The following is a 13,587-nucleotide window of genomic DNA, read 5'->3' on the forward strand; positions in this document are numbered from 1 at the left end:
ATCAACCTTTGAGTGAGGAATATCAGTAATGGAGAACTTTCCCGAATCAGCACAGTCCCAACTCAAGCAATTTAAAGAATATGCCATATCTCATCCCCAGTTGGCACAAGTGGATATGTTGCTCATGGGTGCGATTCGTGAACCGGCAGGGTTTGCTCATGTCCTGATGTATGGCCCTTCTGGTGTGGGGAAAACAACAATGATTCGCCAAATTACTAGACGGTTAAATGGGACTGCTGTTGAACAGAATGGTGTTCGTGAAGGAGGTTATCGCAACGGCAATGTTTCCCCAATGCCACTATTGCCAATCGAAACACGACCTCCTGATGGTGGGGTGTTTAATCGTGCTGATTATTACCGCACGGCACTGAAGTTGTTGGGAGAGCCATTTTATGAGCGGCGGATGATGGTGGATATTGATGCCGAGCAGACTTGGGAGAAAAAAGGGCGTGGCAGAAGTAAAACGGCACAGTTTAATGATTCTCCTGAACTGCGTCAGGCTTTGGAAGAAGCTATGAGTAAACGTGGTGTTAAGGCTGTGATTTTGGATGAGGCACAGCATTTAATGAAGATTGGTAGTGGGGCTAGTGGTGGTAAGCTTTTAGACCAGTTGGACTGGATTAAGTCGATGACGAATGTGACTGGTGTACTGCACATTCTCATTGGCACTTATGAACTTTTGAGTTTTCGCAATTTAAGTGGACAGGCATCACGCCGGGGGTTGGATATTCATTTTCCCCGTTATTTGTTTCAAAATGAACAAGATAGGCAGGATTTTCAGGGAGTTTTACTGGCTCTGTTGAGGCAAGTTCCCCTTCAGGTTGATATTCCGGCTTTGATGCAGCATTGGTTTTATTTTTATGAGCGTTCTATTGGTTGTGTGGGTGTGTTGAAGGATTGGTTAATTCGGGCTGTGGCGGCGGCGTTGCATGATGGCTGTGATACGCTGACTTTAGAACGGTTGTATGAACATACTCTTTCTCTTGCTCAATGTGAGCGGATGGCGATAGAGGCGACTGAGGGGGAACAAAAACTTTGTTATATGGAAAGTCGCCGCGAACATTTATGGCATTTGTTACAGATGGGGATGACTTCGACTTCTGTTCCTGGTGGGATTGTGGATTTATCACCTCTGGAAAAGTCTACTGTTGCACCTGTTTCTACTGCTACTACTAAATCTACTCGTAAAAAACGTTCTGAGAAGGAGACGGTACAGGCTGATACTCCTACTCCAGAAGCAATAGCTGGTAGCCCAGAACCTAAGAAAAGGCAATCTCGGAAAAAGAAGGAAGCTGCTGTAGTAACTGAAGCTACAAAGAACATCCAAGAAATAACGCAGGATTCTCAAACTTCTATGACTGAGGTAGCAGAGGTACAAACTCAGCCTCAGAAGAGACAAACGCGGAAAAAGAAGGAAGCTGCTGTAGTAACGGAAATGACACAGGATACTCAAGAAATGGCACAAAATACACCCAGTTCTGTGACGGAGATAGCATTCGTGCAAACCCCACCCAAGAAGAGACAAACGCGCAAGAAGAAGGAATCTGCTGTAGTCTCAGAGGAAATGCCACAAGATACGCCTAGTTATGAGGCTGAGGTGGTGTCTTTAACAACTGAGACATCTACCGTTGAAGCAGTTCCCAAGAAAAATGGGCGTAGAAGTGTTGGACAACGCAAGCCACAACGAGATAAGGTTGGGGAGTAGGTAGAAAATTTACAATCTTTTGCTCAATAGAGTGATGAATTGATTCAGAGCCTTTTGGGTTGTTTTGTACGTAGAGGATTGTTTACCTAATTTTAGTTCCTGTAACACTTGGTCTCGTAAAGCTTCAAGTTCTGTAATGTTGGGCGGTGTTGGTGTATGCGTTTCAGTGATGTCAGGTTGTTGATCTTGATTCTTATCTTTCCGTGTATTACACGGAAAGGGATCTTTTTCTCCCCATGTATTACTTGGTAGGTTGTTGCTTTTCGCCATTTCTTCTAAATAATCTGCTCTTGTCAGTCCTAAGCATTCAGCAGCTATGCCCAATGCTTTCCAGGTGTCATCAGTTAGTCTCACTCAAAGAGCGGACTTGACGATAATCATCGTTTTTCAGGGCAAATTTCCCTTGAATATCCCGTTTCAACATAACCTTTACCATGTAATACACCGTTAGATTAACAATTTTTACCGTGTACTACATGGAAAAATGAATTTTCTACTTTCACTATTTTTGTGAAGCATAAAATGGACATCTGCTTTGTGAAGCATAACGTGAGCTAAAAGCCCATTTTTTCATTCAAGTCACAATAATATTCTGGTTAATGAGATAAGCAGATATTTTGATCAATTTATAATTAAACTCACATCATATTAATTTTATATCCCCAACCTCTTAAAGAAGTCAGGGATATTTATAATCTATCGGGTTTAGCAATGCTAAACCCCTACAAATTAATTATTCAGCGCCTTCTATTGGTGCAAAACCCTGACGTTGGATGTTCTCTGTAATACTCCTTGGTTCTAGGAACTGTAATAAATAATCTGGGCCTCCGGCTTTTGAACCGACACCAGAAAGTTTAAAACCGCCAAAAGGTTGACGTGCCACAATTGCCCCGGTAATATTCCGGTTAATGTATAAATTGCCTACTTCAAATTCGGTTTGTGCTTGCTGGATATGGGAAGGAGTACGGGAATAAAGACCACCGGTTAAAGCGTAATTTGTGCCGTTGGCAACTTCTAAAGCTTCTTGAAAATCTTTGACTCGAATTACAGCTAATACAGGCCCAAATATTTCCTGCTGTGCAATGACTCCATTTGCAGGAACTTCCGAAAATATCACTGGTCCAATAAAATAGCCGTGGTTGGGTGCTGGTAGTTCCAAAGCTAATGCTGCTTCTTGTTTCCCAATTTCAATATATTCCAAAATGCGATCGCGTGCATTCCCATCAATCACAGGACCAACTTGGGTACTTGGTAACTCTGCTTCTCCGATGTTTAAAGATTTAGTCGCTTCTACCAATCTTTCTAGAAAAGCATCATAAATTGGTTCGAGGACAATTACCCGTGAACAAGCTGAACATTTTTGACCGCTGTAACCAAAAGCAGATTGCACAACTCCCACAACAGCTTGGTCTAAATCAGCACTTTCATCAACAATGAGGGCATTTTTACCACCCATTTCTGCAATTACTTTTTTGAGATGCTTTTGACCAGGTTTCAAAATTGCCGCTTCTGCGTAAATTCGACAACCTACTTCCTGAGAACCTGTAAAAGCAATGACATGGGTATCAGGATGATTTACCAAATAGGCACCAACTTGAGAACCCTTACCAGGAACGTATTGAAAAACACCTTTGGGTATTCCTGCGGCGATCAAAATTTCTGTTAACTTAGCAGTAATTACAGAAGATGTTTCCGCCGGTTTGAGTAAAGTGCAATTCCCGGAAACCAAAGCAGCAACTGTCATCCCGCAAGCGATCGCTAATGGAAAATTCCAGGGAGAAATGACTACCGCAATTCCTTTAGGCTGGTAAATATAACGATTAGTTTCTCCAGATACGTCATAGATTACACCTTTTTCAAGGCGTTCCATCTCATCAGCATAATAAAGACAGAAATCTATTGCTTCGGAAACCTCCGCGTCAGCTTCCTTAACTGGTTTTCCGACTTCCAAAACTATCCATGCAGAAAGTTCTGCGCGTTGTTTTTCCATCAAATCAGCAGCTTTCCGCAAAATATCAGCACGCTGTTTGACGGGGGTTTTCTTCCAAGCGGGAAAGGCAGCTTTAGCAGCTTGCATAGCTTGTTCAGCTTGTTCAATGCTTAATAATCCAACTTTCCCAATCACTTCACTAAAATTAGAAGGATTAAGAGAATCAATAAATGTTGTTGTCTGAATATACTCACCATTAACCAAAGGTAAGTAAGTTTTACCCAACTGTTGACGCACATTAGCAAAGGCTAAACTCGAATTATTCCTTTTTTCCTCTTCAGCAAAATCAGTATCTGCAACACCGACGAATCCTCCCTCAGTCCCTCCCGCAAGCGAGGGGGAAGAAGGAATAGGAGGTGCTAACAATTCTTCAACTGGACGATTTTCAAGATTTTGGCGTAAAAAGGAACTATTAGCCGTATTTTCCAATAATCTGCGAATTAAATAAGCCATTCCTGGCAATAAGTCACCGTAGGGACAGTAAACCCGGACGCGATAACCCTTATCTACTAAGGCTTTAGCAATTTTATCACCCATACCGTATAAAACTTGTAATTCCAAGCAACGACGAGGAACTTGGAGAGTTTCAGCTATGGCTATGGCGCGAGATTGCGATCGCACATTGTGACTACCAATGGCAGAATAGACATATTGATGATTTTCTAGCAATATTTGTGTAATTGCTTCAAAATTGGCATCTGTCGCCGCTTTATCGTTATAAACTGGTTGTTTCCAATGTTTTTGGGCTGCTTTGATAGTTTCCTGATCCCAATAGGCACCTTTAACCAAACGAACCGTCAAAGGATAACCGCGTTGTTTTAACCAAGCAATGATATCTCTAGCATCTTGTTCACTATCGCGCAGATATGCTTGAATCGTCATCCCGATATCGGTACGTTGACGAAATTCTTCTTCCAGTAAAAGTTTTTTGAGAATATTGAAAGTAATATCTTTATAGGCGTATTGTTCCATATCAAAATGGACTGCTGCACCTAATTCTTGAGCGCGACGTAATAAAATTCTAATGCGATCGCTAACTTTTTCTTCACTACCTTGAGCATCTAAAGGATCAAATTGAGAATAAAACGCCGTTAATTTCACAGAAACCTGGACTTTCGGGATTTTTTGACCCTCTGCTTCATCAATACTGGGAATATTCGCCCAATTTTTGGATGCTGCTACCAATTGCTGCATTAAATCCAGGTATCTTTCTAAATAAGATTGGGCTTCTGTTTCCGTAATTACCGCTTCTCCAAGTAAATCAATAGTGAAAGACATTTTTTCCTTCCGCAGTCTTTCCACCGTTTTGATCACTTGGGAAATAGTTTCTCCAGAAATATATTTATGTGCCAAAGTTTGCACCGCAGTTTCTACAGTTGTTGCTGCTACCTGTCCCGGCATAGAATCAGGATTGGCAAAATTTAACATCCCCTTCAAAGCTGCGGGTAATTCCACCGACTCATCACCCAAATATTCTTGCAAATGGGACGCAATTTCTGATTTACTATGTAAAGCGGGTAAAGTGTCGATAAACCGGAATAATTGTACCCGCAAACCTGGATTACTCATAGCCCAAGCGAGTAATTTATCATCCCAGCGCATTTGATCGCGTAAAGAAGCCAAAAAAGAGCGATTTTCCTGAGTAGCAGCAAGAACTTCTTTAGCAATCTCTTGTGTTTTAGATTCGTAAGTGCTGTTTTGTAGTTGTAATACCATAAAATTTGTTGGTAGTTAGTAGTTAGGGAATAGGGAACAGGGAACAGGGAACAGAAAACAAGTAATTATTTATTCTTCTCCCCATCACCCCATCAACCCTTCTTGGCGTAATATCAAATCATTGTGTAAAACTGTATTATGGTGCTATTTTTAACTTAGTTAGCACCATTTTGTAAACTTTCTCAAGTAGTAGTTTGAATGTGGTTGGATTGAATGTCTTGAAGAACCTGGCTTTAGTATCTTTGGGGATAGCTATTGTCTGCTTAGGAGGTTGTACAGAAAGACCAACAAAAGAACAATTGGAAGTATGGCGCAAAGAGGCGAGCGATCGCAACAATCAAATATTGGCAGAACAAGGCCAAAATAACCAGCAGAGTGCCTGGAACTTAGTTATAGAAGGTGAAACAGCGACTGCTAAACCTGTAACCTTGAATTGGCAACAAATAAAAGATTTAGCCACAGATAATATTGATACTGTTGATGCAAATAACATTACTACGCCCAGTAAAGTATTTAAATTTACAGGAATACAAGTAATTACACTACTAAAAAAGTTTGGTAATCTCAAAGGAATAACGGAAATAACCTTTATCTGTTTTGACGCTTATCAAGTCACAGTTAAAATTGAAGATTTACTAAATTACCCCATCATCTTAGCAGTTGCCAAGGATGGTCAACCAATTGCACGTGAACAAGGTGGACCTATTTATCTAGTCTTTCCCTATACTCGGCATCCACAAATTAGAAAAGAATATAATGAGGGAATGTGGGCATTTTATGTTACACATATAATCATAGGCACAGAAAAACCAAAAGTGCGAGTGGGAAAGCGTGAATTTAATTTAAATGATCTCGATCAATTACCCCAAGTTACCCTCACAAATAATGTTGGTTACCGAGCTTGGTGGCCTAGTGGGAAAGTCAAAGTACACGGTGTCAGAGTCCGTGATGTTTTATCATTAGCTGGTGTCGAATTAACCCCTACAGCATCAGTTTATGTCCGTGGTAAGCCAACAGTTTATCATAAGATTTCTGATGCAATCAATTTACCCGCTAAATTAATCAAGGATTGTGATATTCTCTTAGGGACTAGATGGGGTGATGATAAACAACCCATATTAGCCAAAATGGGTGGCCCAATAACTCTAGCTTTCAGTGATAACTGTCAAGCGAAAACCAAGCAACTCAAATGGGTGACGTTTGTAGAAGAGTTAACTATACAACCATGAAGTTTATTGCTTTTAGCTCCATCCGCACCCAGATCATGGCTTCCACAACTCTCTTAATTGTCGCTCTGATTGGCGCTACAGTTGCGGTTTGGGCAAAAAGTGAAAGCAAACTTTACCGACAAGAGAAATTGAAAGACACTATCAGTCTTTCTAATGTCCTCAGTTATACGTATTCCAACGAATTTTCCGAAGAAAATTGGAGTCAAATTCGTTTAAATATAGAATTATTGATGCGAGAAAACGAAGAATTTGTCTATGTCTTGATATCTGATTCAAGCAACAACAATCAAATAGTTGCAGCTTCTCCCAACGAATTTCAAAGCAATTATATCCCTGATATTGTACCTTTAGATGTGACAAATCAAGCAATACAATCTCAGCAAAAGACTATTATTAAAGAAACATTTCTCCTCCGTAATATATATTACGCCAACCAATTGCGGGGCAAGCAAGGTGAACAGATAATAGAAGTGGCTTCAGATATTTGCACACTATCTGGTAGGAAACTGGGCAAATTAAGGATGGGGATCTCATTAAAACGAGTCAACCACGCTGTTAACAATGCTGTGAATCAGGCTTTAAGAGTCGGTTTTGTCGGTCTTAGCATTGGTTGGATATGTGCGTATCTTTTAGCACGGCATTTGAGTGATCCCGTGCGGCGTTTACAGGCAAGTGTAGCGCAAATCGCCGGCGGAGATTTACAGCATCGTGCCGATATTCATAATCGTGCAGATGAAATTGGTGCATTAGCAACTTCAGTAAATGAGATGTCTGCGGCATTACAGGTATCATTTAGTAAATTGCAAAAAACTTTAGACTCTTTTGAGAGATTTGTCCCAGATAAATTTGTTTCCGTTATCGCTCCCCAAGGCATAGAAAATATTGAAGTGGGTATGGCTTCAACCCGAAAAATGACAATTTTATTCTGTGATATTCGCGGTTATACTTCCATGTCAGAAGCAATGACACCAATGCAGATTTTTTTATTTTTAAATGACTATTTAGCTTGTATGGGAAAAGTCATAGATGAAGCAGGTGGCTTTATTGATAAATATATTGGTGATGCTATCATGGCACTATTTGATGATGAAGCCACAGACTCAGCCTTACAAGCAGCAATTTCAATGCAACAGGCTTTGGATAAATTTAATTATGAGCGATGTCAGGGAGAAGGAGAAAATCCAATCAAAAATGGACTACCCATTATTTCAGTTGGTATTGGCATTCATCGTGGTACAGTAGTTATGGGTACAGTGGGCTTTACTTCCCGCATGGATTCTACCGTTATTGGGGATGCAGTCAATGTTGCTTCCCGCATTGAGGGATTAACAAAACAATATGAATGTGAAATTTTAATAACAGAATCAGTAGTCAAAAGCTTATCACATCCTGAATTATTTTCTCTGCGATTAATAGATAAATCAGTTAAAGTTAAAGGCAAAGATGAAGCCATATCTATTTATGAATTACAAGTTAGTAATTAGGGATTTACAGCAGAATTAAGGAGTCAGGAGTCAGAAGTCAGGAGTCAGAATTCAGGAGGAAAACCGACTTTGTGTATAGGTTTGAATTTAGATGTTGTTCCTCCTAACTACGCAAACTGCTGTATAATTAAAAATACAAAAAATATATGTTTTATGGTTTATGGATAGCAGGGAATTAGCACAATACTTAGAAGCCACGGATAGCATTTCTAAGCCTTGGTTGTTAGTACAATTACGGCTAAAAAAACTACAAGAACGCCAAGAGACAATATCAGCGGAAACTTATGAGCAAGAACTAGCAGATATTCATCAAGATTTAATGAATTTAGGCGAATGGTGGCGCGGTATAGAAGATAAAGTCTTTTAAGAGACTGGGAACTGGGAGATGGGGAGGATGAGGAAGATGGGGAGGTTAATCACCTATCAACTATCAACTATCAACTATTACCAATCATCAATCACCAATGACCTAAATTATGTAATGATAGAAAGCTGGGTTAATAACGGAATGATAACGGTGTAATTAGGCATGGATTATCGGGATGCAGGTGTTGATGTTGAAGCAGGTAGAGCTTTTGTAGACCAAATTCGCAATTTGGTTCATAGTACCTTTAGACCAGAAGTAATTGGTGGACTGGGTGGTTTTGGTGGTTGTTTTCAACTCCCCACAGGTTATCAAGAACCGGTTTTGGTGTCTGGGACAGATGGTGTCGGTACAAAGCTAAAAATTGCTCAAATTCTCAACCGCCATGATACCGTTGGCATTGATTTGGTGGGGATGTGTGTTAATGATGTGTTGACATCAGGTGCAGAACCTTTGTTTTTCTTAGATTATGTGGCTACGGGTAAGCTAGATAAAGAACAGTTAACTCAAGTAGTGGCTGGAATAGCTGCTGGTTGTAAATTAGCTGGTTCTGCTTTATTGGGGGGAGAAACCGCAGAAATGCCTGGTTTTTACCAAGTTGGTGAATATGACTTGGCCGGTTTCTGTGTGGGAATTGTGGAAAAAAGCCGAATGCTCGATGCTTCTCAGGTACAATTGGGAGATGTGGCCATAGGTTTAGCCAGTGCTGGTGTTCACAGTAATGGTTTGAGTTTGGTGAGAAAAATTGTTAGCGATGGTGGTTTTTCTTGGTATGACACCCCAGATTTATTAAATGGGGAAACTATCGGTGAAACTTTCCTCACGCCTACGCGCATTTATGTTAAACCTGTGTTAGCAGCTTTAAAAGCTGGTTTAGAAGTTCACGGTATGGCACATATTACTGGTGGGGGTTTACCAGAAAATTTGCCTAGATGTTTAGGGGCTGGTCAAAGTATTAAAATTAACTCTGGTAGTTGGAATATTCCTGCTGTGTTTGAGTGGTTAGCCAAGGCTGGCTCTGTAGGTGCTGAAGCTATGTATAATACGTTTAATATGGGAATCGGATTTGTGCTAGTGCTACCACCCCATCAAGTAGAACAAGCAATTACTTATTTTCAAGAACAGAATATTCCCGCTTATACAATTGGTGAAGTAGTCACAGGTTCTGGAGAATTAGTCGGTCTTTTTACTTAGGTTGCTGTGAAAGCAAAAGTAACAGCTAAAACTAAAGATGGTTGAATTAGGTTTGATAGAGGTGACGACTCTACTAATGCCAATATTTTTCCTAGAAATTCCCGTGGGTAGAGTACCAGTATTTATAGGAACTTCAGCAAAATTTTAGCCTGTCTTTATAAAAGTAATCAAAAATACTCATGACCATAAGCGTTCAAATTTGCTAACGTAGTCTTAACAAATCTCAAAAATTAATTGCTGTAGCTCAAAAAAGTAGCGCCTAACACTAGTGTAGGGAGCTAGTAATTTATTATTTTTCGATGTGGGGTGTTGGTGTATTAAGAATCGCATATTGTTGCTCAGAGGGGGTTATGGTTGTAAATTTTGCCCGGACTAATACTGCTTCTATAGAACTTTTAACACAAGTATTTCAAAGTATTGATGCCCAAAGTTGTCCCAGTTTCTACAACTTTCATCTGCATACGGTTAATTCTGATGGGAGGTTGCAGCCAAATATACTAATGGAGCAAGCGATCGCTATCGGTTTAAAAGGACTGGCAATTACTGACCATCATGGTATTGGCGGCTACCAGGCAGCATCCGCTTGGTTAGAAGACTGGAAGTGGAATAATCCTGATGCTAGTGTTCCTCATTTGTGGACTGGTGTAGAAATAAATGCCAACTTATTGGATATAGAAGTGCATATTTTGGCTTATGGTTTTGAGTTGGAAAATTCCAGCATGAAGCCTTACTTGCAAAAAAAACCAACTACAGGTAGGGACTATCAAGCAGCTAATGTCATAGCAGCTATTCATGATGCTGGAGGACTCGCGGTGTTAGCACATCCAGCACGTTATAGGCGATCGCACTTTGATTTAATTCCCGCAGCAGCGGAGTACAGAATTGATGGCGTTGAGGCTTTCTACGCTTATAATAACCCTAATCCCTGGAAACCAAGTCCTGTAGAAACAGAAGAAGTACAACTGTTGGCTGAAGAATACGGTTTATATAACACCTGTGGAACTGATACACATGGGTTAAATATACTTCAGCGTCTGTAAATCTGTGTTATACTCGTTTATGCTCCTGGTTTATACAGCCAGGGGGATAAATACAGGTTATATTCTTAAAATAGCGATATATAGAATTGTTTTTTAAGAAAAGAGTTGTTTGAAAAATTCTTTACCTGCATCTTCAAGGTTTTTATTAAGAGAAAAGGTTACACTACGAACTCTAATTTCTCCAATAGATTTATCTAAAGAATGATTTAATTCTGTCGGATAAACCAACACCGCTTCTGGACAATTTTTAGACACAGCATAAGCTACTACCTGGGCTATATCATTCTTAGAGATATTATCTGGATTTTTATATTTAGTATCGAGAATGTATTTAGGAGTAAAATCTGTTGTGTTATATAAAATCAAGTCGGTTTGAAAATATATATTTTTTCCTATATTGATTCTTTCTTGACTTTTAGGAGTTAAATTTTCTGGTAAATTTTCCTTTAACCATTCCGCAACGAACATTTCATAAAGACGCGCCATATTTACCAAAAACGGTAAACTTGTATTTTTACCTTTTTCGTGACTGGGGCTAGTATTATCTAGAAAGAATCGGCAAAATTGATGTAATGTATAATAGTCATTATTCAGACGGTTGTAATTTCGCTCAAGACAATCTTTTGAAGTACAAAGTTGTAAAGATACCATTCCTTGCATAGCGTGATAAGCCTTTCTAACTATCAGTGATACACTATCTGAACAGCAACCGCTATGGCCAATATGAAAAAGAGTCCAAAATAAAATTTGATTATCTATCATATCAGCCGTGTGTTCTTCATAGTCACATTGTAATTTTGTACTCCAAGGGTTTTTAATTATTTGTTGAACATTTAACCTACCCCGTACATAAGTTAATTTTTCAGTTTTGGGTATATAACTACGATATAAGCCTTTACGACAGCGTTCTATTATTTTTTCAGCTAATATATAAGCTAGGTGATTGTAAAAATCTTCTACAGATTCACAATTCATTAAGCCTTGTAGAAAATTAAAGCTTTTTAAATTGTAAGCATATTCCAACATCCCAAATAAATTTTTAATTGGGACTTTGGGATTTATTTTTAAAGCCAAATTAGAATTTAAAGGAATATAACCTACCCAACCCTTAGCAGTTAGTTTCCATTGATAACGAGTTTTGTAACTAGGAGAATCTAAATCTACTTGATTTTTGCATTTTTCATGTAGTAGGATTTCAACTTCTTGTGAAATTTCATCACGTTCAAAACATTTAGATTCATATTCGGTTATTTCGATAATTTGAAAATTTGCTGGTGTCATATCGTTAAATATTCCTTGATGTTATCCCAGCGAAACTCATCTACTTTTCCTAGGTTATTAAAAAAATATTCTTCTAAATACGGTTCAATTTCCATTCTCCAAATATTTTCTATATCTTCTCTTAGGTTAGAAGTTAAAAAGAAGGAAATACCAATTTCATAATTTTTATCATCAATTGCGTGATTTAATCGTTTTAAAACATCAATTAAATCCATAACTGCAAAACCAGTATTGAAGTGATATTTTATGAGAACATCATAATTCGGACGTAGTTCAATAAATGCAAAACGACGACGTAAAGCATGATCTATTTGTGCGATAGACCTATCTGCGGTGTTCATTGTGCCGATAATACGGACATTTTCAGGAATACGAAATCTATTACCACCAGCGAGAGGAATTTCTTGATCACGGTATTCTAGTAAATACATTAATTCACCAAAAACCTGTGGTAAATTTGCTCGGTTGATTTCATCAATGATAAGAACACAAGTATCTTGACAAATTTCTGCTTTTTTACAAAATTCTAAAAATCTACCGGGAACAAGTGGATATGTTAGTTTACCATCTTCACTTTGAGGACGGATACCTTGAATGAAGTCTTCATAAGTGTATGCTGGATGAAATTGGACTAATTCATAAAAACCGTCACCTTCGCTGGTCAGGTGTTGTGCTAGTTTTTCAGCCATGAAACTTTTACCAGTTCCTGGTGAACCGTAGAATATTGCTTGTTTTTTGCGATTAATTGCGTGTGTCCAGAATTCTAATTTTGTCTCTTCAAAACCGATTTCTTTACTAATATCAAATAAAGTATATTTAGGATTGTATTTAATATTTGTATCCACTTTAGTAATATTTTGCTGATGGCGATATTGAAAGTCATATTTTTTGATAGCTATTAGCCAATGACAGAACATATCGAATAAATCATCATCTCGTAAAGCTGGTACACCAACCTGGTGCATATCTTGAGCCAATTCTTGAATCAGATTACGTCCTGTATCATTAAGTTTTGGATAATCTGTAAGTTTATTTTCATAATTTGTATTAGCAAAATAATTAATGACTTTTTGTGATGTGTTATTTATTAATAAAAATTTATTCGGTTGTAGTGCGTTTAGAATAGGAGTGAGCATATCCATCTGAAACCCTTTAGAACAATGTAATTGTGCAAACAGCATACAATAATTTAGTAATTCTTTGGGTTTAGCATTACACGAACGCACAAAGTTAAAAATAGCACTAGCAATTTGATTCCAATCGTCACTTTTAGCCAAGTTTGCGCCTTCAAATAATTCTTTAATATCTTTAGTAACAGGTGGCGCAATATGAATCCAAGCACCTCTTTGACGATTATTAATCGTATTACTATGAGGTAAGAGTTTTAACAATACTAATTCCGTTATATTATCACCTCTATCTGCTGCTGTTCTGATTATCTCAAAGTTACGACAAGCTTGTTGACGTTGCTCGGTGTATGACTTGATATGACTTATCCCATTTGGTGTATAGGGATAGGAATTTATAAATTCACCAAAAAGTTGTGTAAATTCAGATTTGTCATTTATTAGCATAAATAATTGT

At 38.4% G+C, this 13,587-nt stretch carries 9 protein-coding genes and 1 pseudogene; 6 read left to right on the plus strand and 4 right to left on the minus strand.

What is annotated here, in order from left to right; genetic code table 11:
* Positions 1-28 precede the first annotated feature (28 nt).
* The gene (locus ACLLO5_RS03095; protein WP_413174020.1) at positions 29-1,705 is read left to right on the plus strand and encodes an AAA family ATPase; all 1,677 of its coding nucleotides are present in this window, start codon (positions 29-31) and stop codon (positions 1,703-1,705) included.
* A gap of 9 nt (positions 1,706-1,714) precedes the next feature.
* On the opposite strand, the pseudogene ACLLO5_RS03100 reads toward ACLLO5_RS03095, so the two are convergent.
* Positions 1,715-2,129: pseudogene (locus ACLLO5_RS03100) on the minus strand (hypothetical protein).
* A gap of 309 nt (positions 2,130-2,438) precedes the next feature.
* Entirely contained in the window at positions 2,439-5,411 is a 2,973-nt protein-coding gene (gene pruA / locus ACLLO5_RS03105; protein WP_413174021.1) for an L-glutamate gamma-semialdehyde dehydrogenase, read from the minus strand.
* 200 nt (positions 5,412-5,611) lie between these two features.
* Between pruA and ACLLO5_RS03110 the strand changes: the two genes are divergently transcribed.
* The 5 genes from ACLLO5_RS03110 (at position 5,612) to ACLLO5_RS03130 (ending at position 10,722) form a co-directional block, all read left to right on the plus strand.
* Positions 5,612-6,640, plus strand: coding sequence for a molybdopterin-dependent oxidoreductase (locus tag ACLLO5_RS03110; RefSeq protein WP_413175999.1), 1,029 nt, complete (start codon positions 5,612-5,614; stop codon positions 6,638-6,640).
* Entirely contained in the window at positions 6,637-8,124 is a 1,488-nt protein-coding gene (locus ACLLO5_RS03115; protein WP_413176000.1) for an adenylate/guanylate cyclase domain-containing protein, read from the plus strand. The genes ACLLO5_RS03110 and ACLLO5_RS03115 overlap by 4 nt, the downstream gene beginning before the upstream one ends.
* Before the next feature lie 160 nt (positions 8,125-8,284).
* Positions 8,285-8,491, plus strand: coding sequence for a hypothetical protein (locus ACLLO5_RS03120; protein ID WP_413174022.1), 207 nt, complete (start codon positions 8,285-8,287; stop codon positions 8,489-8,491).
* A gap of 162 nt (positions 8,492-8,653) precedes the next feature.
* Positions 8,654-9,682, plus strand: coding sequence for a phosphoribosylformylglycinamidine cyclo-ligase (purM, locus tag ACLLO5_RS03125; RefSeq protein WP_413174023.1), 1,029 nt, complete (start codon positions 8,654-8,656; stop codon positions 9,680-9,682).
* Positions 9,683-10,032: 350 nt separating this feature from the next.
* Positions 10,033-10,722: a PHP domain-containing protein gene (locus tag ACLLO5_RS03130; RefSeq protein ID WP_413174024.1), complete on the plus strand. Its 690-nt coding sequence runs from the start codon at positions 10,033-10,035 to the stop codon at positions 10,720-10,722.
* Between the two features lie 93 nt (positions 10,723-10,815).
* On the opposite strand, the gene ACLLO5_RS03135 is transcribed toward ACLLO5_RS03130, so the two are convergent.
* A complete protein-coding gene (locus ACLLO5_RS03135) occupies positions 10,816-12,003 on the minus strand; it encodes an McrC family protein (RefSeq protein WP_413174025.1) in 1,188 nt (395 codons plus the stop codon).
* A complete protein-coding gene (locus ACLLO5_RS03140; protein WP_413174026.1) occupies positions 12,000-13,577 on the minus strand; it encodes an McrB family protein in 1,578 nt (525 codons plus the stop codon). The genes ACLLO5_RS03135 and ACLLO5_RS03140 overlap by 4 nt, the downstream gene beginning before the upstream one ends.
* Between the last annotated feature and the right edge of the window lie 10 nt (positions 13,578-13,587).

The organism is Anabaena azotica SJ-1 (genome assembly GCF_047275885.1).
Classification (GTDB): domain Bacteria; phylum Cyanobacteriota; class Cyanobacteriia; order Cyanobacteriales; family Nostocaceae; genus Trichormus_B; species Trichormus_B azotica_A.

Bases quoted from the DNA above. Each gene is read 5' to 3' on its own strand.
- ACLLO5_RS03115 (WP_413176000.1), top strand. From the start codon at position 6,637: ATGAAGTTTATTGCTTTTAGCTCCATCCGCACCCAGATCATGGCTTCC.
- ACLLO5_RS03140 (WP_413174026.1), bottom strand. From the start codon at position 13,577: ATGCTAATAAATGACAAATCTGAATTTACACAACTTTTTGGTGAATTT.
- pruA (WP_413174021.1), bottom strand. From the start codon at position 5,411: ATGGTATTACAACTACAAAACAGCACTTACGAATCTAAAACACAAGAG.
- ACLLO5_RS03120 (WP_413174022.1), top strand. From the start codon at position 8,285: ATGGATAGCAGGGAATTAGCACAATACTTAGAAGCCACGGATAGCATT.
- ACLLO5_RS03135 (WP_413174025.1), bottom strand. From the start codon at position 12,003: ATGACACCAGCAAATTTTCAAATTATCGAAATAACCGAATATGAATCT.
- ACLLO5_RS03095 (WP_413174020.1), top strand. From the start codon at position 29: ATGGAGAACTTTCCCGAATCAGCACAGTCCCAACTCAAGCAATTTAAA.
- purM (WP_413174023.1), top strand. From the start codon at position 8,654: ATGGATTATCGGGATGCAGGTGTTGATGTTGAAGCAGGTAGAGCTTTT.
- ACLLO5_RS03130 (WP_413174024.1), top strand. From the start codon at position 10,033: ATGGTTGTAAATTTTGCCCGGACTAATACTGCTTCTATAGAACTTTTA.